Raw genomic sequence first — 21,924 nt, 5'->3', positions numbered from 1 at the left:
GCTTGCCCGGTGGTGTGAGAGGACGAAAATAATTTTAATTATTTTCTCCTACTCGATTGCATAAAAAAAAGAAATAGACAAATGCCTATTTCTTGATTTCTTTATAGCTGATTGCGAAAGGTCCAGTTTTAGTAACGATTGTTATTGTATCGCCTTTCTTATACTCTTTAAATTCTTTTGCGGTAGCACGATAAGTAAATTTCTTTTTACCTGTTTTTACATTGAAATGATATACTTGTGAGAACTTAGTTGTATAATGTTCTGTTTTAGTAATAATACATTCATCTGTATTAGTTACCTTTGCAAGAGGATCATTGATCCAGCATAATGCAAGTGGAATAAAGATAATTAGGAAGCATGTAAATAATGCATCTCTAGGTAATCCAGCTTTTTCACCAATCCAGCGATAGAATACAAAGATAATTAAGAATACAATAATTGCTGCATAAATAAGAGGTCTTGTATTTTCCATTGCATATTTAGTAAATAGAATTAACCATCCTGTAATAGTAGGGATAATAAAGTTACCGAAGAACAATCCATATAATTCTTTGATTGCTGGCTGATTTCCTTCGGCAGTTAGACCTAAATAGTAAATACCTGCAAGCACTGGGATAACGATAGAAATTAATCCACCCACAACAAGAGAATCAAGTGCACCAATCATACCAGCCACTAATGACACTAACTGGATAAGTGTTAATACAAGCATTACTGGTTTAGTAACTGATACAGAAGGCATACGACTAGGTGCTTCCTTTGTACCTTCAATATCTTCATAAGGGATCTTATGATCAGTACATTCTTCAACTAATTCAGCTAAATCAGCCACTTCAAATTCTAATGAAGAAAGCTGTGCAATCACACCTTCTTCAGAATAAATAGTAAGTGTCTTACCATCATCTACTAGTTTAGTAATGTCTTCATAAGCATACTTCTTTTCATTATTACCTTCTTTAAAAGTAATATCATCTTCAGTCATCATATAAGAGAAAGTCTTCTTCTTGTTCACCTTTAAAGTGATATAAATCATAAGTAGAAGCCCGATGACACCAAGCCCTGTAATCACATAATAACCGTCGTTTGCTTCTATAAAGCCAAGAACTAACATGATAATACCAAATACAGGACAAAGAAACTTCATTGTACTAATATGAAATAGTAAACTATCCTTATATGTTACGTCTCTATTCATTTGTTTACCTCAACTCCTTACGTATACAGTATATATTACATTAATTTTAGATGTAAACACAAGCGATAGTTGATAAATTATAGCCTTATTAAGGTGATTTATGGTAAAATAAATCTATATGGAGGTAAAAATATGAAAACTCTTACAGTTGCAGTGCCTTGTTATAATTCACAAGATTATATGAGACATGCTATTGAACCATTATTAATATGTGAAAATGATATTGAAATCTTAATCATTGATGATGGTTCTAAGGATCAGACAGGAGAAATAGGAGATTTATTAGAGGAAGAATATCCTGCAACAATCAGATGTATACATCAGGAAAATGGTGGACATGGTGAAGCAGTGAATACTGGTTTAAAGAATGCAACCGGACGCTTTTTTAAAGTGTTAGACAGTGATGACTGGTTTGATGAAGCATCTTTAGTTAAAGTGATTCAGACATTAAAGAAACTTGGTAATGATGTTGATATGATGATTTGTAACTATGTCTATGATAAACCATCAAAGAATACACAGAAACCTATTCGTTATACAAATGCATTCCCTGAAAATAAGATTTTTAGATGGTATGATGTGAAATATTTCTATCCATCACAGAACCTATTAATGCATTCAATTATCTATCGTACAGAAGTATTACGTGCAAGTGGTCTTGTACTTCCTAAACATACATTCTATGTAGATAACTTATTTGTGTATGAACCTATTCCATTTGTTCAGACTATGTATTATCTAAATGTTGATTTATATCACTATTTCATTGGTCGTGATGATCAGTCAGTGAATGAAACAGTGATGATTGGACGTATTGATCAGCAGATCAGAGTGAATAAACGTATGATTGATGCGATTGATATTGATAAGCTTAAATCACGTAAGATGAGAAAATACTTAATCAAGTATCTATCTATGATTACTACAGTAACTACAGTACTCTGCGTAAAGAGTGGTACAGAAGAAAACTTACAGAAACGTAATGATTTATGGGCTTATATGAAGGATACAAAGCCTGCCGTTTATAAGGAAGTAAAGAAGACTGCATTAGGTCTTGCTATGCAATTAAATGATCCACTAGGACGTAAACTAATCGTTGGTGGATATAAACTTGCACAGAAACTATTTGGTTTCAATTAACAGTGATTCTATCACTGTTTTTTTATGTTGACTATTACCTACCGAATCGATAGAATGAAATTTGGGTGATTAAATGATTAAGAAATTCATAAAGACTCATGAACATGCATGGGTTCTTGTCTATTTTGTATTTTATATGCCTTGGTACTTTGGCTTACAACAAAGAGATATTAGTCATTTCTTTGATATGTATGTAGGATTAGATCATATCATACCATTTGTACCAGCATTTATTATTCCTTATATCTATTGGTTTTTATTTGTTGCAGGAACTTTGTTATTTTTGTTTTTTTATGATGCAGATGAATTCTATCGTGGCTTTTCATTTTTAGCTTGTGGTATGACCATTTCACTCATCATATTCACAATCTTCCCGACAACATTCTGTCATCGTCCAGAAGTACTTACAGGCAATGCCTTTGAACAGTTCTGGTTAAGATTCATTTATGGGGCAGATAAACCAACCAATGTATTTCCAAGTATTCATGTATTTAATTCAATAGGATGTGCGATTGCACTCATTAAATCAAAGAAATTCAAAGACAATAAACCAATGCATATATTTGCGATTATCTCAGCAGTACTTATTACATTATCTACAATGTTCATCAAACAGCATTCATGTATGGATGCTGTAGCAGCAAGTATAATCGCATATGTGCTCTATCAGCTCATTTATAAGAGAGAACATCCACGTTTACGTCAATTTGTATATTCTAAGTTTCCTAATAAAGGCTAAAGGTGTCAGTAAAATGACACCTTTTTAATCGCAATAATTCATAAAATAATAATGTTTTGCGGTTTAAAACCGCAAAACCATTGTGATAATGATAGTTTTGCGATAAAATTTATATGAAAGAGGTGATTGTATGATAGAGAGACCATTATATTTAGATAAAATCATGCCTTTTGTAGATACTCCATTTGTGAAAATATTGACTGGAGTTCGACGTTGTGGTAAATCAACAATTCTGAAGATGATTATTAAAAAACTAAGAGAAGAGAAGCATGTGGATGATGAACAGATTCTTAGTTATCGCTTTGATTCTATGGAATATGAAGATATGACTACAAAAGAATTGTATCTGGAATTGAAGTCAAAAATAATACAATCAAAAAAGACATACTTATTCTTAGATGAGATACAAGAAATTGAAGGATGGGAAAAAGTAGTGAATACTCTTGCTTCAGACTTTGATGTAGATATCTATATTACAGGATCCAATTCAAGAATGATGTCTTCGGAGATATCCACATATCTAACGGGAAGATATATTACTTTTCATATTTATACTTTGTCATTTGAAGAATATCTTATGTTCAAGAAAAGCTATACGACTCTTAAGGATTTGAAACAGGAATTTAGCCAATACGTACGATTGGGTGGATTCCCTGCAACTCATTTACAGGATTATTCTCAGGATGAAGTTTATACGATTGTGAAGGACATTTATAATTCTACGATCTTTTCTGATATAGTACGAAGAAATCAGGTCAAGAAGATAGACCAGCTAGAAAGAGTTGTAAAATATACTTTTAATAATATTGGGAATACATTTTCTGCAAAATCGATTTCTAATTATTTTAAATCAGAACAGAGAAAGATTGACAATGAAACAGTTTATAGCTATTTAGAGAAATTACAGAAAGCCTATATTCTTCATAAGTGTTCTCGATATGATTTGCAGGGAAAAGATATATTAAAAACACAGGAGAAATTCTATCTTGCGGATGTTTCTTTGCGTTATTCTGTGTTAGGTTATACTGTAGATAGTGTCGCAGCATCTTTAGAAAATATTGTATATCTAGAACTTAAAAGAAGAGGCTATGATGTTTATATTGGTAAGATAAAAGATAAAGAGATTGATTTTGTTGCAACAAAACAAAATGAAAAAATCTATGTTCAGGTAACACAGGAAATAAAGTCTGAAAAAACACAGAAAAGGGAATATGAACAGCTTTTAGAAATCAGAGATAATTATCCTAAGTATGTTGTGATGGCAGATAATTTTGCGGGTGGTAACTATGAAGGAATAAAAACAATGAACATAGTGGATTTCTTATTAAGTAAAGAGTATTAGAAATGAGTTGAGAGACTCATTTTTTTGCGCATGTAAAAAGACAATATAGAAAAAGTACTATATTGCCTATTACTGATTAAATATGAATAACTCTCTCACAAAGCTTCGCAACATCTAGGTCATGAGTCACAATCACTACAGTGGCACCATTATGATGATATTCCAATAATAGGTTCATCATCATTTTTGTATTTGTTTCATCAAGTGAACCGGTAGGTTCGTCACATAACACAATCTTCGGCTTTTTAAGAAGCAACTTACAAAATGCGATACGCTGAGCTTCTCCACCAGATAAAGAATATATTTTTCTATTCTCATATCCTTCTAGCCCAACAGTAGTGAGTGCTTGTTTTACTGCATTCAATTTTTCTTTCTTATTGAGTTTTGAATACTTCAATACAATATCAAGATTCTCTTTGACGGTATAATCATCTATTAGTGCATTGTTTTGAAACATATAGCCTATATCATATCTCATAAGTAATAATGCATCTTTCTTATTTGAAATTGAATGATGATTAATGATAATTTCTCCCTCTTCTATCTCTTCCAATAACCCCATGATATTAAGTAATGTAGATTTACCAGAACCGCTATTTCCTACAATTGCGACAAGTTCATTTTTTTCTATAGTGAGATTAAAATGATCAAAGATTATTTTTGTATCATAATGTTTTGTTATGTTTTTTAATTCAATCATTTAAAAAGTTCCTTTCAATAGATGAATGATATTCTTTCTCTCAAATTTCTTTATGGAAAGTACATAAGTCATACCCCATAGAGTCATAAGAATCAAATGAATAATAAGAGTGTAGATGAAATAAGAATGACATAATAAAGAAATTAAGAATGTAGATATAAATAAAACAACTGTTGATTTCACAAAATAGAAATACTTGCTAAGAGGTGTATAACCTTCCATTGTCTCTATCGCAAGAAGTGATGCATGATACTGGATGAATATATGAATATTCTGGTAAATCATTAATATCATTAAACTGACTAATGCGACAGAAATCATAATAACCGCAATAAAGAGTGTTTGTTCTTGATGATTTAAAAGAGACATTTCATCATATGCGGTAATGATTTTAGAAGCATATTGATTTAAACTATATTTTTTTAAAATGGACTGAATTCTTTTTTGAGAGCCTTTGATCTTATAAGGATTATATTTATATCCTAGAATGACATCATAATCTTCAGGTAATCCATTTTCATTTGTAAGAACCTGTACAACAGGATTTGTAATACTATTTGAATAATCAGATACGATTAAAGAGTTATAAGTAAAGAATTTCTGATTGTCTTTATAATAGATAATCTTAATACCATGCGGTGTATCAAACATAGCCTGAGTCATCTTATATATCTTCTTTTTTGAATAGTTTTGAGGTGCTAAGACTACTCTTTTCTTTTCATCTTCACTGATGTGAATAGTATGGCCATGTATATCTTGAATCACTTGTTTCTTTAGATAGTTTGTATTGACATAGGCCATACTTGTATTTGTATATGTTTCTTTATCAAATTCATTAAAGTCTGCATAGAGACTACCAAGATGATTGAATTCTTGATAAAGTTCTTTTTGTTTGTTTAAAAAATTCTGACTACTAAACAAGTCACTATTCTCTACATTGGAGACTTCACTCAAGATAGAATAATGTTTCATTGTATTCCACTCATTATGATTATTCATTCTACTTAATAGCGAATAACCAGTCTCTATTCCAATAGATGAGAGAAATAGAATAACTAAAATCATCATGAATAAGACAGCTTGATTGAAATAAATGATTGTTTTAGATGGACCTTTGTTTTTGAGGAAGTCTATTGCTTTCACATCTTTAAAGTGATTGATCATAAGAACACATATACTCAAAGTGAGTAATAGAAATAAGAATAAAATCAAGAAATGATCAATTAAAAATTGAATGACAGATTGATTTATATGTCTGCATACTAGTAATGTAAGGACAAAGAATCCTATGAAAGTAATAAGAAATTGTGATTGTATAATGGGACATATATAATCATACCCAATAGAAAATAAACTATATCCTTCCAGTCTCTTGATGCTGAAAAGTTTATAATTCTGCAGTAAGTCATAAATAATAACCAACACAAGAATGAAATAGAAAGCAGCTAAACAAATGATAATCCATATCATATAATCTACCTGTCCGCTTGAGTCATTGAGGTCTTTTATAGATATATGTAATGTTGCATTCATCTCATTCTTAAATTGATTGAAAGACTGTTCATTTGGAAAGGTAACATATACTTCTCCCTCTAGCTGGTATCCATCACTCAATAGTTTATCTAGCGTATAAGTATTAAAAGTGAATGTATGATCAAACATAGGGGTAGACTTTAAATATTGATTCTTATCATAAGTAGGATAAACATATTTCTTGTAATGGTTATCCTTATTCTTCGTGATAAACAAATTACCCTGATATTTATCTAAACAATTCTTTACAGTATGCAATATTTGAGTTGAATCATTATTCATAATATCATGAGGAATTTGAATAGAATAAAAGCCAGGTAATCCTTTTTCTGCATATACAATATGATTAAAGTATTCATGGCTTGTGAGTGTATAGCTTACAGAAAAGAAGTTACATGTAAGGATACAAAAGATGATAATAATAGCTTTTTTCATAGTAATCTCTCTTTCACATGCACTCTAACATAATAAAAACTGCACTTACATTTAATTGTTGTAAAGTGCAGTTTGTTGTTGTTTAGTGAATCACATCAAAGAGTATGATGTCATTCACTAAACATTGGTCTGTTTGCTGGTATTGATTGATTCCATGATATTCATCTACAATCTCATTAATGATTGTGAGTCCAATACCATGATTATTTTTATTTTCTTTACTTGTATAGCCTTCTTTAAGAGTGACAGGCTGATCAATTGAGTTCTTTATTTGTATATATAGATTATTGTTTTTATTTTTTAAAGAGATAGAAACGTTTTTATCTGTTGTTTTAGAAGATGCTTCAAAGCTATTTTTAAATAGATTATATATTAACGATGATAGCTTTGAATCATTCATTGTGATAGTTCCTAGTACTTGATCATCTATATGACTATGGACTTGAGGATATTCCTCTTTGAAATACTGATAAAGCATATTAATAATATGATTTTGTGAATCATTATTGGTCTTATATAGATGATGACTGAGAATATCTAAATAAGGAAGCAGTTGATCTTGTTGATTTAAATAATAGTCCTTAATCATGAGAATCTGTTTATTGTAATCATGCTTGAATTTTCTAAGTTCCTGATATTTATGTGTATAAGAAGAAAGATATGACTGCTGCAGCTGGATGATTGTTTCTAGATTCTGCTTTGATATATCTTCTTTTTTCTTTTCATAATTCATTTTCAAACAGAAATATAGTAAGAGCATCAATAATAGTGATGTAATGAGAAATAAAATGATATTCCATTTTATACTCTTATTCATAGAAATGTAGAGATTAGTCAATAAGACAAGCTGTGCTGATAATAATATACAGACAGAAGATAGAATAATCAAAATAGAGTTATTAATGATTAAATGATTTCGCTTTGTGATAAAACAAAGGAGAGTTATAAGAATCAATGACACAAGTGCACTGATGAATGATAAGTGATTGATATCGTAGAATGACAAGAACGAATTGATACATATTTGAAAGAATACCATGACAATATAAGAAGAAATAAATTCTTTGATAGATTCCAAGGATAAATCAAAAATAAAAATATAAGCAAGAAACATAAAGACGATATTGATGATAGAGGGATTGATTTCTTTCTTTAATACAATTACAACTAATGAAGCTAAGAAACAAATTATTCCCTTAACACAATGATGTTTATTGAACTCTTTATTGAATAATAAATAACTGATCATCAAAACATTCAACATGAGTAGTATTTGTTCGCAAAATGAAATCATAGTGTACTCCTTATATAATCATAATAGCTTTGTTGGATGTCTTTTAGTTTGCCTCTACTGATTTTGATTATTTCTGAAGTTGTGAGTGTAAGTTCTAAGTGATTGATATCTTTCAAATAATCAAAGTTAATAATGTATGACTTGTGAACACGATAGAAAGGGAAGTGAAGTTCTTTCTCCATATCTTTTAATGATTTGCGAATGAGATAATCTTTACTGTATGTATGGATTATTGTGTAAACATTATCTGCCTTTAAGTAGATGATTTCTTTATAATCAATCATCTGATTATCTAGATAGATACAATCTGTCTTTGATATTTGAATGAGATATTTTTCTAAGTCCTGTGACAAGGTATGACTATTTTTTAATAAATAAGCAATTACATGATTACCAAATGCTTCTATCATTCTATCCTGATATGAAGAGAGAAAGATAATAGGAGTATGAACTTCTAATGAGTTCTTAGTTAAAATACCATCTCCATCATTCATTTCTATATCTAGTATAATAAGAGAAAATGTATCTTTGTTGTTGAGTAGTTCATTACCAGAAAAGAAGTGAGATACTGTAAAAGGTATAGGGTATTTGAATAATATAGAAGTAATCATTTCTTCTAACTTTTGATGAATCGATTGATCATCATCTACAATTGCAATATGAAACATAACATCCTCCCTGTTTAGAGAGATAATAAAAAATATATTATATTTTGTCAATGACAGTATCTATTCCCTAAGATGATTAGGATTTATTATTACATTGTTTGACCATCAAATGATAAATCCTTATAATAGGGAAAAAGGAGTGGGGAGAATGGCGAAAACTATTGTTGGTGCAGTATTAGAAAATGATCCAGCATCACGTAACTGGTTCAATGTAATATTGAACTATCCAGGTGTACATGCTATCTTTTTTTATCGCATCAATCATTTCTTATGGACAAAATGTCATATGAAATTAATTGCACGTTTCCTGTCACAAGTAGCACGCTTTTTTACAGGAATTGAAATACATCCAGGTGCAACGATTGGTAAACGATTATTTATTGACCATGGTATGGGAGTTGTAATTGGGGAAACAACCATTATTGGTGATGATTGTTTATTATATCAAGGTGTGACTCTTGGAGGGGTAGGTACAGGAGAACATACATGTAAAAGACATCCAACCTTACACAATAATGTAATGATTTCAGCTGGTGCAAAAATCATTGGAGATATTACTATTGGAGATAATAGTATTGTAGGTGCGAATTCAGTTGTATTGAAAGATGTACCACCTAACTGTACAGTAGTAGGTGTTCCTGGTATGATTGTGAAAGAGAATGGTGTCAAAGTACATCGCGAATTATAAAAAGGGGCATAAGCCCCTATATAAGTGTCTCAGTAGCTCAGCTGGATAGAGCATTCGCCTCCTAAGGTTGCGTTACAACGGCCACCTCAAAAAAAACTAAATAAGGGATTGCAGTTCGACTTTGATCGGGCTATAATCATATATCAGACACGTCCATATAGCTCAGCTGGATAGAGCACACGCCTCCTAAGCGTGGGGTCGGAGGTTCAAATCCTCTTATGGACGCCAGTGAACAACGCCGAAAGCCTTTGTTTTCAAGGGTTTTCGGCTTTTCTTATATAAAAAGCTACGAAAAAGCTCTTTCACTGTATGAGATAAAATTCTACTCCAAAATTTGATTTTTGACAACCCCTCCAGAATCGAACGGTTGTTATAAGACAAAATCGCCAGCTAATTTTTAGCAGAAAACGGGCTGTTCTTGCTAATGAAAATGCCCTTCCTGCTAATCAGCCCCAAAATCGTGCCAAAAATCCAGCTAATCAAAAAAGGCGGATGTTTTGAATACCATGCAGTTATAGCAGATAAAATTAAATATCGTTATGTACATAGAGCGTCTATTTGCCCCGCATTGGGGATGGATAGGCGCTCTTTTTTTATGCCCAAACCCATGGGCAAATACAAGAGATTGGAGGTGTTTTATTTGAGCAAGCCTGTTTATACCGCAGACAAGCCGAGCGACTGTCATTACTGCTACTTCTGGACGAATGGCAGAAAGGGCTGCCGTCTGGGTAGAAATAATTGCTACTACTTAATCTCTTTGCCGCCGAAACCCAAGTCGGAATGTGATGGCTGTCCCTATGGGCGAGATCACCCGTGCATTGGTTGGTGTACGAAGAAGGTTATGCGTGAAGTGGGGCTTCGTTGATATGGATGTGTATGAACAGGAATACCGCTTCTACTATTTTGCCCGATGTCCTTACGAAAAGACGGATACGACTTTCCGCAGCATTCCGCTGACAACAGAAAGTTTTCCGCAGAAAGAAGGTGGTGAAGCCGTGTGAGTTTTGATTATTTTTACGGTCAGCAATCCGATCTATTCACATTCTATCGAGTTCCGAAGGTGTTGTTCACGAACGAGAGGTTCTGGAATATTTCTGCCGATGCCAAGATGCTGTATGGCATTTTGCTTGACCGCATGAGCCTGTCTGCCAAGAATGGTTGGATAGATAAAAACGGTAGAGTGTATATCATTTTTACAATCGACGAAGCGAAGATGGCTCTGAACTGTGCTGAACAAAAGGCTATCAAGCTGCTCAGTGAACTTGAGAAGAAAGCAGGATTGATTGAACGTAAGCGCCAGGGTTTGGGAAAGCCCAACCTGATCTATGTGAAGAACTTTATCTCTGCTGTGGATTCACAACTCTTGAATTGTGAAAATCACAATTCTGGAACAATGGAAATCACAACTCAAGAACTTCCGAAATCACAATGTAATAATACTGATATTAAAAATACTGAATTTAGTGATACTGATTCTATCTTTCCTTCCGGAAATGGTGGAATGATGGACGAGAATGACCGGTATCAAGAATACTTTGATTATTTCTCGGATCAGCTCAGTATGGATTTGTTGAAGAAGGATTACCCTTACGATTCCGAAATGCTGGATAACATTCTGGAGTTGATCGTTGAAACAGTTTGCACGAAGCGACCGTTGATTCGCATTGGTGCAGAGGAGCGTCCGGCAGAAATTGTCCGCAGTCGGTTTATGAAACTGAATGCCGAACACATTCGATATGTTATGGACTGCTTCAAGGAGAACACCACAAAGATTAGAAATATCCGTCAGTATATGCTGACTACGATATACAATGCGCCGACGACAATAGACACCTACTACGATGCTCTTGTTCGGCACGATATGTCACACGGATATTTGGAAGGAGGATTTAAGAAATTGAAAATGAAGCGAGAGGAAGGAGAGTGACGATAAATGTCGAAAAAAGCAACCATCATTGCGGTGGTCAATCAGAAAGGAGGCACTGGAAAGACCACCACCACCGAGAATCTGGGCGTTGGCTTGGCTCTTGAAGGAAAAAAGGTGCTTCTGGTAGACACCGATCCCCAGGCTTCCCTGACGGTCAGTTTGGGCAATCCCTGCCCGGATGATCTGTCTCCGACACTTTCCGATCTGATGGGAAAGATTATGATGGAAAACCCTATTACTCCCGATGAAGGGATTCTTCATCATCCGGAGGGCGTTGATTTGGTGCCGTCCAACATCGAACTCTCAGGTATGGAGGTAGCACTGGTCAATGCCATGAGCCGGGAAACCATTCTCCGGCAATACCTGGATACAGTCAAACAGAATTATGATTACATTCTTCTTGACTGTATGCCGTCTTTGGGTATGCTGACCGTCAATGCGTTGGCAGCTGCCGACAATGTGCTGATACCGGTTCAGGCAGCATACCTTCCTGCAAAGGGTCTGGAACAGCTGCTTGGAACCATCAACAAGGTCAAGAGGCAAATCAACCCGAAACTGAGGATTGAAGGGATTCTTCTGACGATGGTGGACAGCCGCACCAACTACTCCAAAGACATCAGCAATCTGATTCGGGAGAGCTACGGCGGAAAGCTGAAGGTTTACAAGACCGACATTCCCCGCTCTGTCCGTGCAGAGGAAATCAGCGCAGAGGGAACCAGTATCTTCAAGCATGATCCCAAAGGCAAAGTTGCCGAAGCCTATAAAATTCTGACGAAGGAGGTGTTAAACAATGCAGAAAAAAGGCGCAAACATCAGCTTGAAGGGGTACGATGATATTTTCTCCACCGATCAATCCAGAGCTGAAGCCCAGCAGGAGCGTGTGCAGGAAATTCCGCTTTCTGAGCTACACCCCTTTGAGGGACACCCCTTCCGTGTGGTTGATGATGAAGAAATGATGAAAACGGCAGAGAGCGTCCGAGATTTCGGAGTTCTCACTCCTGCGATTGTCCGTCCTGACCCCGACGGTGGTTATGAAATCGTTTCTGGTCACAGGCGGCACCGGGCATCGGAGCTTGCGGGTAAGGAAACCATGCCTGCGATTGTTCGTGACCTGGACGATGATGCAGCCATTATTTTGATGGTTGATGCGAATTTGCAGAGGGAGAGTATCCTGCCGAGTGAAAGAGCATTTGCTTATAAGATGAAGCTGGATGCGATTAAACATCAAGGTCAACGCACCGATTTAACTTCATCCCAAGTTGGGATGAAGTTGCAGGCAATGGATATAGTCGGTCAGGAGGCAGGAGAAAGCAGAAATCAGGTACACCGTTATATCCGTCAGACCGAACTGATTCCGGAACTGCTGGATATGGTAGATACGGGTCAGATCAAATTCAATCCTGCGGTGGAGCTTTCCTATCTGGCAAGTGAAGAACAGAAGGATTTTCTTTCTGCAATGGATTATGCTCAAGCAGCTCCTTCCCTTTCGCAAGCACAGCGAATTAAAAAGCTCGCACAGGAGGGCGAGTGTACGCTGGATGCGATGTGCGAGATTATGAATGAAATCAAGAAGGGAGAGCTGGACAGAGTAACCTTCAAAACGGATTCGTTGCGAAAATACTTCCCGAAGTCCTATACCAACAAGCAGATGGAGGATAAAATCATTCAGCTTTTGGAGCAATGGCAGAAAAAAAGAGAAAAATCAATGGAAAGGTAAGGTAAAAAATGTTTACACCCAAAAACATTCAGGGCGCTTTGGAAGAACTCTACGACCTTTGCGATCCTGATTATATGGTAGATATGCTCGTAAACTACAGTGAGGAGTTCGATGATATTTCTCCTGCGCTTCTGGCAAAGTCGTTTCAGAAAAATGCCGAGATGATTAGCGAGTATCGAGTATTGTCCTCTGCTGGTGAGGGTATCGACTATCAGGGAAAGGTACTTCTGAACAGCAGAGCCGTGCGGCTTCTGTCCTATGTAGAAGATATGAGCGGCGATGAAAAAGTTCGCACGATTCAGAGCAAGGAGCTGTGGTTAGCAGAAGATATGACATTCTATGTGGTGTCCTGTATGTCTACGATCACGATGGACAAGGAAGAAGCCATTTGTCTTAACGAACACCGCAGCGTGGTTACTACGGTGGAATGCGAGGACGATATTTTCTTCGACATGGGTTCCCTGATTTGCGAACTGGACGATATTTGCTTGTTCGAGCTTTTAGCCGATGTGGATGCGACTATTTATGAACTGTAACAGGTTCATGGATGGTCGCTTTTCTTATTTCCAAAGAAACGGAGGTATCGAAACTTGAAAGAATACGATGTGAAGATCACCGAAACCTTGGAGAAAACGGTTACGGTGCAAGCAGAATCTCACGATGCGGCAGAGGAACAGGTTAGAGCCGCTTATTACAATTCGGAGTACATTCTGGACTCCGAAAACTTTACCGGTGTTGCGTTCGGCACGACCGAGGAACGGGAGGTTCAGAAAGAACAGGCAGATACCATGAATGTGTTGCTGGTAAAGCCGTTCATGTATCCGCAGGCTGTGCAGATCGGCTGTGAGCTGGAGGATTTGCAGAAAGCCGTAGGTGGCGATATTGAGGCAACTTATCCGTTCAATGAGCCGGTTGCACTGGTGATGCACGACGAAGGTAAACTCGTAGGCAAAGAACTGAACCGTGCGCTGCGTGATGATGACGGCGATATTTATGACATTATCGCCGGTGATTTTCTGGTTGTGGGATTGGGCGAGGATGATTTTTGTTCTCTGTCCCCGGAACTGATGAAGCAGTTTGAGGAACACTTTCATCAGCCTGAGACTTTTGTACGCATGGGGCGCAGCATTATGGCGCTTCCCCTGCCGGATGACATGGTGAAGAAAGAAGATGCACCTGTCAAAGCTGATTCGGTTCCCCACAAAAGTAACCCTGACCGAGATGTTCTGTAAGGAGGTTCTTATGCAAAGAAATTCGACGATTGGAGAGCTGATGGAGCGAAAGCGGATTCAGGATGGTGCCAAGGAGTACCAGGGACATACCTATATGGACTTGGCACGATTTGATGACGCCACCAAGCACATGATTATTTTCGATGTGCTGACCGATGAATCGCCTGTCGGTTGGAAAGGCGAAAGAAATCGCCTGTATTTGAGCGATGTGGGTTATCAGAAGGCTCTGGATAACCAGAAAGCTGGCAATATCAAGATTATCAGCCATGCCGCAGTTGCCAAGGGCAATCTGTATTACGACCACAGAGATATGGCACGATAATCTGTTCACTCTACTGCTTGCAGGAGGTGATGAATCATGCAGGAAGAAGTTGAAAACAGAACAGTAAACCTGGCGATCAGCACAACCAAGCTGACGGGGCGCACTATCATTGCCGGTATCCGCAAGTATTTGCAGCACCGGGAAAAAGTGAAGATGAAAAAGGCACGAGACCCTGCCGTTCATGGAAAGCAATCCGTGAAACAGCTTTTGGGACAGAATCAGGGTGCTACGAATGTTGAGATCGACAAAGAGAGTATCCGTGATTTTGAAAAGCTCGCCAAGAAGTATGGCGTGGACTTTGCCGTAAGAAAAGATAAGTCCGTTGATCCTCCCCGGTTTCTTGTTTTTGTCCGTTCTAAAGATGCAGATGCTTTGGATGCAATCTGCAAGGAACATCAGGCAAGGGCATTAACCAAGAATGAAAAGCCGAGCGTTCTGGCGCAGCTGAAGAAGTTCAAGGAAATTGTCGCAGCGATTCCGAAGAAGGTTCGAGAGAAGAAACAGGAGCGTGATCTGTGATGGATAAGAGAAAAATGAAAAAGCTCCTGATTCTGAATTTACCGTATTTTCTGGTAGGGTTGTTCGCTACGAATTTAGGAGAAGCATGGAGATTGGCTGAGGGGGCAGATTCATCTGCGAAAATCCTCAGCTTTTTTCATGCCCTTCCGATAGCCCTGAACAATCCGTTTCCCAGCTTTCACCCGTTGGATTTGCTGATTGGTATTCTCTGCGGCGCAGGACTTCGGCTGGCTGTCTATCTAAAAGGCAAAAACGCAAAGAAGTACCGACACAATGTTGAGTACGGTTCTGCTCGTTGGGGAACGGCAAAAGATATTGAGCCGTTTATTGCACCAAAGTTCGAGGACAATGTGATCCTGACGAAAACGGAGCGGCTGATGATGAGCAATCGCCCGAAGAATCCTGCCAATGCCCGAAATAAGAATGTTCTGATTATCGGCGGTTCGGGTTCCGGTAAAACTCGCTTTTGGTTGAAGCCAAACCTTCTCCAGATGCACAGTTCCTATGTGGTCACTGACCCGAAAGGCAGCATCGTGATTGAGTGCGGCAACGCCCTTTTGAAGCATGGCTACACCATCAAGATTTTCAACACCATCAACTTTCAGAAGTCGATGCACTATAACCCATTTGCCTATATCCATTCAGAAAAAGACATTCTGAAACTGGTGACAACGCTGATTGCCAACACAAAGGGTGATGGAAAAGCCGGTGATGAGTTCTGGACGAAGGCGGAAACGCTGCTCTACTGTGCCTTGATCGGATATATCCACTATGAAGCTCCGGTTGAGGAACAGAATTTCTCCACCCTGATTGAGTTCCTGAACGCAATGGAGGTGCGGGAAGATGATGAGGAGTTCCAGAACCCGGTGGATCTGATGTTTGAAGCCCTGGAAAAGAAAAAGCCGAATCACTTTGCAGTCCGTCAGTATAAAAAATACAAGCTGGCTGCCGGCAAGACCGCTAAGTCGATTTTGATTTCCTGCGGCGCTCGTCTGGCTCCTTTTGATATTCAGGAGGTCAGAGATGTGACTGCCTATGACGAGTTGCAGTTGGATACTCTCGGAGATAAGAAAACGGCGCTCTTTCTGATTATGTCAGATACGGATGCGACGTTTAATTTTTTGATCTCCATGATTTACACACAGCTGTTCAACTTGTTGTGCGAGAAAGCAGATGATGTGTACGGCGGCAGACTGCCGGTTCATGTGCGCTGCTTGATTGATGAGATGGCAAACATCGGTCAGATTCCCAATCTGGAAAAACTGGTAGCGACAATCCGAAGCCGTGAAATATCGGCTTGCCTTGTTCTCCAGGCACAATCACAGCTGAAAGCCATTTATAAAGACAATGCCGATACCATCATCGGCAACATGGATTCCCGAATTTTCCTGGGTGGTTCTGAGCCAACCACGCTCAAAGAACTGAATCAGGCATTGGGAAAAGAAACTATCGACACCTACAACACCTCCAACACCAGAGGTAACAGCCCGTCTTACGGCTTGAATTATCAGAAGTTAGGCAAAGACCTTGCGAGCGTAGATGAGCTTGCGGTTCTGGATGGCAGCAAGTGTATTTTGCAGTTGCGTGGTGTCAGACCGTTTCTTTCTGACAAGTACGATCTGACGCAGCACCCCAATTATAAGTACACATCAGACTTTGATAAGAGAAATGAGTTCAACATTGAGCAGTTTCTGAGTCGAAGGTTGAAGCTCAAGGCAGGTGATGAGTTTGTGGTAGTCGATGCGGATTAAGGAGGTTTCTGTTTGGAAAATCTGAAAACGGTATCTGCCCTGGTTAAGAACATCTTGGAACACGACCACAAGGCAAGAAATACCGACAATCATTTGTACCTGATGGTACTGGAACACTATTCCGGTCTGCGTGGCATCGACATTCATGCCATGACGGTTCCTGTGTTTTTGAAGGAACTGGATAGACGCAGCTTTCCGGGGTTTGAAACTGTCCGCAGAAGCAGACAGAAAGTGCAGGCAACCTACCCTGACCTTGCTCCCAGTGAAGCCGTAGGCAAGCGCAGAGCAAAAAATGAGGTTGTATATCGAGAATTTGCAGAAAGCGAGGTGTAAAAAAAATGACTTGGTGGATCACGGATACCTCTATTGGGCAGCGATTGAAGTTCGTTAGACGATTTCGCCGCCTTACCCAGAAAGAGCTTGGACTCCTGATGGGGTATTCCGAGAAAACAGCGGATGTCCGTATTGCTCAGTATGAGAAAAACGCTCGAACCCCTAATGCAGAAACCACAGCGAAACTCGCAGAGGTTCTGAAGGTTTCACCTGTCGTTTTTTCACCGACAATCTGTGCTTCTCGTGAAGATTTGTTGCAGTCAATGTATTGGCTGTTTCTTATGAAAGGTGGTGGTGATATATATGATTGTGAAACTGAATATGCAAGAAGCAGAATGGAACAGAAACTTGGCGTGATAACCGTCGAGGAGTTCCTTGAAAAGATTCTCGTAAACTAAGCCTTCCGTCCGGTTTTGATGCCGGTAGTACGGAGGGCTTTTTCTATTCTCAAAACAATTTCAAATTTTAGGAGGAAAATATTATGGCATTTTTCAATAGCGCAGTAACCGTTCTTCAGACTCTCGTTATCGCTCTGGGCGCAGGTCTTGGCATCTGGGGTGCAATCAATCTGCTTGAGGGCTACGGCAACGATAACCCCGGCGCAAAGTCCCAGGGCATGAAGCAGCTCATGGCTGGCGGCGGTGTTGCCCTCATCGGCACCACCCTTGTACCTCTGCTCTCCGGACTGTTCGGTTAATCACAAAACAAGGAGGTAATCGCCTTTGGACAGCATACTCCAACAGATCACAGACTGGCTGAAAGAAATGCTCGTTTCAGCTATTATGGGAAATCTGTCGGGGATGTTTGAGTCCGTCAACAACCAGGTTGGCGAGATAGCAACCTCCGTTGGCATGACCCCGGCGAATTTTTCGCCGGGTGTCTTTGCCATGGTACGAAACATCTCCGAGTCAGTGATTATCCCAATCGCAGGCTTGATTCTGACCTTCATTGCCTGTTATGAGCTAATTCAGATGATTATTGACCACAACAATCTGGCAAATTTTGAAACCTGGATCTTCTTCAAATGGGTGTTCAAGACTTTTGTTGCGGTCATGTTAATCACAAACACATTCAATATCACGATGGCTGTGTTTGATGTGACACAGCACGTTATAAACGCAAGCGCCGGTATCATATCCGGAAATACTGCCATAGATGCTTCGGCATTGGAAACAATGGAAGAAACGCTGATGGCAATGGATTTGGGTCCTTTGCTCGGCTTGTTCCTGCAATCCTTTATCGTGCAGGTCACGATGTCCGCTTTGGCAATCATCATCTTTGTGATCGTCTACGGTCGAATGATTGAAATTTATCTGATGGTCAGCCTTGCCCCGATTCCGCTTTCCACTTTTGGAAACAGAGAACAGAGCAATATCGGACAGAATTATCTGCGTTCGCTGTTTGCAATCGGATTCCAGGGATTCCTGATTATGATCTGCGTGGGCATTTATGCGGTGCTGATTCAGTCTATCGCATTCAGTGATGACATCATCGGTTCTATCTGGGGTGTTATGGGCTACACCGTCCTTTTGTGCTTCACCCTGTTTAAGACTGGTTCGCTTGCGAAGGGTGTATTCAGCGCTCACTAAGGGAAGGAGGAAATTGTTTGGCAGCGTATATTCCCGTACCTCGTGACCTGACGAGGGTAAAAACAAAAGTGTTCTTCAATCTGACGAAACGGCAGTTACTTTGCTTTGGTGCGGCGGCGCTCATCGGAGTGCCGATTTTCTTTCTGGTCAAAGCAACCGGAAATGTGAGCCTTGCAGCACTGTCCATGATGATCGTCATGTTACCGTTGTTCTTTCTGGCAATGTATGAAAAGGATAGTCAGCCGTTGGAAGTGGTTGTAGAACACTTCATTCAGACCAAATTCGTTCGTCCCAAGGTTCGCCCTTATCAGACGGACAACTATTATGACGCTTTGATGCGTCAGTACAAACTGGAAAAGGAGGTTGAACGAATTGTTTTTCAAAAAGAAGCCACAGGCAAGAAACATCAAAATGCCTGCAAATCTGAATCGGAAGCAGCAGCGAGAAATTAAAGCTGTTGTGGAACGGGCAAAGAAGGACAACGGTATTCCGCAGACTGCACAGCAGTCCATTCCCTTTCAGAGAATGTTCCCGGATGGCATCTGCCGTGTCACTGACAGTTATTACACCAAGACCATTCAGTTTCAGGACATCAACTATCAGCTGGCACAGCAGGAAGATAAGACTGCCATCTTCGATGAGTGGTGCAGTTTCCTGAATTTCTTTGACAGCTCCATTCACTTTGAGCTTTCCTTTATGAACCTGAGTACCGATGCTGAAAGCTTTGAAAAGAGTATCCGTATCCCGTTCAAGAAGGACAGCTTCAATCCCGTCCGTGCCGAGTATAGCCAGATGCTGAAAAAGCAGTTGGCGCAGGGCAACAACGGCTTGACCAAAACCAAGTACCTGACATTCGGCATTGAAGCCGAATCCATGCGGCAGGCAAAGCCGAGACTCAACCATATCGAAAACGATCTGCTCAATAACTTTCGGCGTTTGGGTGTCATTGCCACTACCATGAACGGCAAAGAGCGGCTGCATCTGATGCACTCTATGTTCCACATGGGTGATAATGATAAGTTCTTCTTCGATTGGAAGTATCTTGTGGAATCCGGGCTGTCCGTAAAGGACTTCATTGCTCCGACGGCGTTTGCCTTTAAGACCAACCGCACCTTCCAGATGGGCAGTATCTTCGGTTCGATGTCTTATCTGGCAATTACGGCATCAGACCTGTCTGATCGTATGCTGGCGGATTTTCTGGATATGGAATCCACGCAGATCGTGACCATGCACATCCAGTCGGTTGACCAGACTGCGGCGATTAAGACCATCAAGAGAATCATCACCGAGCTTGACCGTTCCAAAATCGAGGAACAGAAAAAGGCTGTGCGTTCTGGCTATGACATGGACATTATCCCATCTGACCTTGCTACCTATGGTAAAGATGCGAAGTCACTTCTGAAAGAATTGCAGAGCCAGAATGAGCGAATGTTCATGGTGACATTTCTGGTGCTGAACACCGGGCGCACGGAGCAGGAACTGGAGAACAATGTGTTCCAGGCACAGAGCATCGCCCAGAAGCATAACTGCAATCTGCGTCGTTTGGATTTTCAGCAGGAATCCGGACTGATGAGCAGCCTGCCTTTGGCACAAAACCTGATTGAGATTCGTCGTGGCCTGACTACCAGTTCCACGGCTATTTTTGTGCCTTTCACCACGCAGGAGCTGTTCCAGAATGGTGGAGAAACGCTCTATTACGGGCTGAATGCTCTGTCGAACAACCTTATCATGGTGGACAGAAAGAAGCTCAAGAACCCCAACGGACTGATTCTGGGTACTCCCGGTTCCGGTAAATCCTTTTCCGCAAAGCGTGAAATCACCAATGCGTTCCTGGTTACGGATGACGATATTATCATCTGCGACCCCGAAGCGGAATATGCGGCTCTGGTTCACAAGTTCAATGGTCAGGTGGTAAAAATCAGCTCCTCCAGTACCAACTATATCAACCCTATGGACATCAACCTGAACTACTCTGAGGATGACAACCCGGTAGCACTGAAAGCTGATTTTATCCTGTCCCTCTGTGAGTTGATTATGGGCAGTAAGGATGGCTTGCAGCCTATCGAAAAGACGGTTATCGACCGTTGTGTGCATCAGATTTACCAGAGATATTTCGACAATCCTGCCCCTGAGAATATGCCGATCCTTGAGGATTTGTATGATGCCCTTCTGAAACAGGACGAAAAGGAAGCCCACCATGTAGCGACCGCCTTGGAAATCTATGTTAAGGGTTCTCTGAAACTGTTTAACAACAGAACCAATGTGGATATTCAGAATCGTCTGGTGTGCTTCGACATTAAGGAGCTGGGCAATCAGCTGAAAAAAATCGGTATGCTGATCGTTCAGGATCAGGTCTGGGGGCGTGTAACTGCCAACCGTTCTGCCGGTAAATCGACCAGATATTATATTGACGAGTTCCATCTGCTTCTGAAGGAAGAACAGACGGCAACCTATTCCGTAGAAATCTGGAAGCGATTCCGTAAATGGGGCGGCTTGCCGACCGGTATTACTCAGAATGTCAAAGACCTGCTTCGTTCCCCGGAGATTGCCAACATCCTCGAAAACTCTGATTTCATCTATATGCTGAATCAGGCAAGCGATGACCGAAGTATTCTGGCACAGCGGTTGAACATTTCGCCGCATCAGCTGTCCTATGTAACCAACTCCGGTGAGGGCGAAGGACTTCTGTTCTATGGCAATGTGATTCTGCCGTTCATTGACCGATTCCCGACAGATCTGGAACTGTATCGCATTATGACCACGAAGTTAAACGAGGTGGCACAGGAAAAGGAGGCGTAAT

At 39.5% G+C, this 21,924-nt stretch carries 24 protein-coding genes and 1 tRNA gene; 20 read left to right on the top strand and 5 right to left on the bottom strand.

The genetic code is table 11. From position 1 onward, the window contains the following. Positions 1 to 85: 85 nt before the first annotated feature. Positions 86 to 1,195, bottom strand: a complete 1,110-nt coding sequence (locus DW269_RS04665) for a hypothetical protein (RefSeq protein WP_117458734.1) — start codon at positions 1,193 to 1,195, stop codon at positions 86 to 88. Between the two features lie 132 nt (positions 1,196 to 1,327). Here DW269_RS04665 and DW269_RS04660 point away from each other — a divergent pair, with 132 nt between their 5' ends. The 3 genes from DW269_RS04660 (at position 1,328) to DW269_RS04650 (ending at position 4,416) form a co-directional block, all read left to right on the top strand. After that, a complete protein-coding gene (locus DW269_RS04660) occupies positions 1,328 to 2,335 on the top strand; it encodes a glycosyltransferase family 2 protein (RefSeq protein ID WP_117458733.1) in 1,008 nt (335 codons plus the stop codon). A 73-nt stretch (positions 2,336 to 2,408) separates the two neighbouring features. Next, positions 2,409 to 3,074 carry a phosphatase PAP2 family protein gene (locus DW269_RS04655; RefSeq protein ID WP_199409923.1) on the top strand — a complete coding sequence of 222 codons (666 nt, stop codon included), beginning with the start codon at positions 2,409 to 2,411 and terminating at the stop codon, positions 3,072 to 3,074. 130 nt (positions 3,075 to 3,204) lie between these two features. Beyond that, a complete protein-coding gene (locus DW269_RS04650; protein WP_117458732.1) occupies positions 3,205 to 4,416 on the top strand; it encodes an ATP-binding protein in 1,212 nt (403 codons plus the stop codon). Between the two features lie 76 nt (positions 4,417 to 4,492). On the opposite strand, the gene DW269_RS04645 is transcribed toward DW269_RS04650, so the two are convergent. The 4 genes from DW269_RS04645 to DW269_RS04630 all read right to left on the bottom strand — a co-directional run bounded on the left by DW269_RS04645 (position 4,493) and on the right by DW269_RS04630 (position 9,046). Continuing rightward, a complete protein-coding gene (locus DW269_RS04645; protein WP_117458731.1) occupies positions 4,493 to 5,116 on the bottom strand; it encodes an ATP-binding cassette domain-containing protein in 624 nt (207 codons plus the stop codon). Then, positions 5,117 to 7,084: a hypothetical protein gene (locus DW269_RS04640; protein WP_117458730.1), complete on the bottom strand. Its 1,968-nt coding sequence runs from the start codon at positions 7,082 to 7,084 to the stop codon at positions 5,117 to 5,119. It abuts the gene before it with no gap. Positions 7,085 to 7,166: 82 nt separating this feature from the next. Then, a complete protein-coding gene (locus tag DW269_RS04635; RefSeq protein WP_117458729.1) occupies positions 7,167 to 8,378 on the bottom strand; it encodes a GHKL domain-containing protein in 1,212 nt (403 codons plus the stop codon). Then, on the bottom strand, positions 8,375 to 9,046 hold the full coding sequence (locus DW269_RS04630; protein ID WP_117458728.1) for a LytTR family DNA-binding domain-containing protein: 672 nt from the start codon (positions 9,044 to 9,046) through the stop codon (positions 8,375 to 8,377). Before DW269_RS04630 ends, DW269_RS04635 begins: the two co-directional genes overlap by 4 nt. Before the next feature lie 148 nt (positions 9,047 to 9,194). Between DW269_RS04630 and cysE the strand changes: the two genes are divergently transcribed. The 17 genes from cysE to DW269_RS04540 all read left to right on the top strand — a co-directional run bounded on the left by cysE (position 9,195) and on the right by DW269_RS04540 (position 21,923). After that, complete coding sequence (gene cysE / locus DW269_RS04625) at positions 9,195 to 9,734, top strand: serine O-acetyltransferase (protein WP_022425388.1); 540 nt, start codon at positions 9,195 to 9,197, stop codon at positions 9,732 to 9,734. A gap of 151 nt (positions 9,735 to 9,885) precedes the next feature. After that, positions 9,886 to 9,962 (top strand) — tRNA-Arg (locus DW269_RS04620). 569 nt (positions 9,963 to 10,531) lie between these two features. Then, positions 10,532 to 10,735, top strand: a complete 204-nt coding sequence (locus DW269_RS04610; protein WP_223385014.1) for a hypothetical protein — start codon at positions 10,532 to 10,534, stop codon at positions 10,733 to 10,735. Then, entirely contained in the window at positions 10,732 to 11,661 is a 930-nt protein-coding gene (locus tag DW269_RS04605) for a DUF6017 domain-containing protein (protein WP_002304312.1), read from the top strand. Before DW269_RS04610 ends, DW269_RS04605 begins: the two co-directional genes overlap by 4 nt. 6 nt (positions 11,662 to 11,667) lie before the next feature. Beyond that, the gene (locus DW269_RS04600) at positions 11,668 to 12,495 is read left to right on the top strand and encodes a ParA family protein (protein ID WP_002304313.1); all 828 of its coding nucleotides are present in this window, start codon (positions 11,668 to 11,670) and stop codon (positions 12,493 to 12,495) included. Further along, positions 12,452 to 13,378, top strand: coding sequence for a ParB/RepB/Spo0J family partition protein (locus tag DW269_RS04595; RefSeq protein WP_117458727.1), 927 nt, complete (start codon positions 12,452 to 12,454; stop codon positions 13,376 to 13,378). The genes DW269_RS04600 and DW269_RS04595 overlap by 44 nt, the downstream gene beginning before the upstream one ends. Before the next feature lie 8 nt (positions 13,379 to 13,386). After that, positions 13,387 to 13,914 (top strand): hypothetical protein, encoded by a 528-nt coding sequence (locus tag DW269_RS04590; RefSeq protein ID WP_002304315.1) that lies wholly within the window; start codon positions 13,387 to 13,389, stop codon positions 13,912 to 13,914. 54 nt (positions 13,915 to 13,968) lie between these two features. Beyond that, a complete protein-coding gene (locus tag DW269_RS04585) occupies positions 13,969 to 14,610 on the top strand; it encodes a DUF3846 domain-containing protein (protein WP_002588969.1) in 642 nt (213 codons plus the stop codon). Positions 14,611 to 14,620: 10 nt separating this feature from the next. Next, a complete protein-coding gene (locus DW269_RS04580) occupies positions 14,621 to 14,932 on the top strand; it encodes a DUF5720 family protein (RefSeq protein WP_002304317.1) in 312 nt (103 codons plus the stop codon). A 36-nt stretch (positions 14,933 to 14,968) separates the two neighbouring features. Further along, positions 14,969 to 15,451, top strand: coding sequence for a PcfB family protein (locus tag DW269_RS04575; RefSeq protein ID WP_002304320.1), 483 nt, complete (start codon positions 14,969 to 14,971; stop codon positions 15,449 to 15,451). Further along, on the top strand, positions 15,451 to 17,202 hold the full coding sequence (locus DW269_RS04570; RefSeq protein WP_002588968.1) for a VirD4-like conjugal transfer protein, CD1115 family: 1,752 nt from the start codon (positions 15,451 to 15,453) through the stop codon (positions 17,200 to 17,202). The genes DW269_RS04575 and DW269_RS04570 overlap by 1 nt, the downstream gene beginning before the upstream one ends. A gap of 12 nt (positions 17,203 to 17,214) precedes the next feature. After that, positions 17,215 to 17,535: a hypothetical protein gene (locus tag DW269_RS04565; RefSeq protein ID WP_002304332.1), complete on the top strand. Its 321-nt coding sequence runs from the start codon at positions 17,215 to 17,217 to the stop codon at positions 17,533 to 17,535. Positions 17,536 to 17,540: 5 nt separating this feature from the next. Further along, positions 17,541 to 17,933: a helix-turn-helix domain-containing protein gene (locus DW269_RS04560; RefSeq protein ID WP_002304334.1), complete on the top strand. Its 393-nt coding sequence runs from the start codon at positions 17,541 to 17,543 to the stop codon at positions 17,931 to 17,933. 83 nt (positions 17,934 to 18,016) lie between these two features. Beyond that, a complete protein-coding gene (locus DW269_RS04555; protein WP_002576404.1) occupies positions 18,017 to 18,232 on the top strand; it encodes a Maff2 family mobile element protein in 216 nt (71 codons plus the stop codon). A gap of 25 nt (positions 18,233 to 18,257) precedes the next feature. Next, entirely contained in the window at positions 18,258 to 19,124 is an 867-nt protein-coding gene (locus tag DW269_RS04550) for a VirB6/TrbL-like conjugal transfer protein, CD1112 family (RefSeq protein WP_002304374.1), read from the top strand. Between the two features lie 17 nt (positions 19,125 to 19,141). Next, positions 19,142 to 19,576, top strand: a complete 435-nt coding sequence (locus tag DW269_RS04545) for a PrgI family protein (protein WP_002304375.1) — start codon at positions 19,142 to 19,144, stop codon at positions 19,574 to 19,576. Further along, positions 19,536 to 21,923 carry a VirB4-like conjugal transfer ATPase, CD1110 family gene (locus DW269_RS04540; RefSeq protein ID WP_002588967.1) on the top strand — a complete coding sequence of 796 codons (2,388 nt, stop codon included), beginning with the start codon at positions 19,536 to 19,538 and terminating at the stop codon, positions 21,921 to 21,923. Before DW269_RS04545 ends, DW269_RS04540 begins: the two co-directional genes overlap by 41 nt. The last annotated feature ends 1 nt before the right edge of the window (position 21,924 follow it).

Origin of the sequence: Catenibacterium sp. AM22-6LB (genome assembly GCF_003435615.1) — a bacterium.
In the GTDB taxonomy this organism is placed as follows: Bacteria; Bacillota_I; Bacilli_A; order Erysipelotrichales; family Coprobacillaceae; genus Catenibacterium; species Catenibacterium mitsuoka_A.
This window is presented reverse-complemented; position numbering and strand designations above follow the sequence as displayed.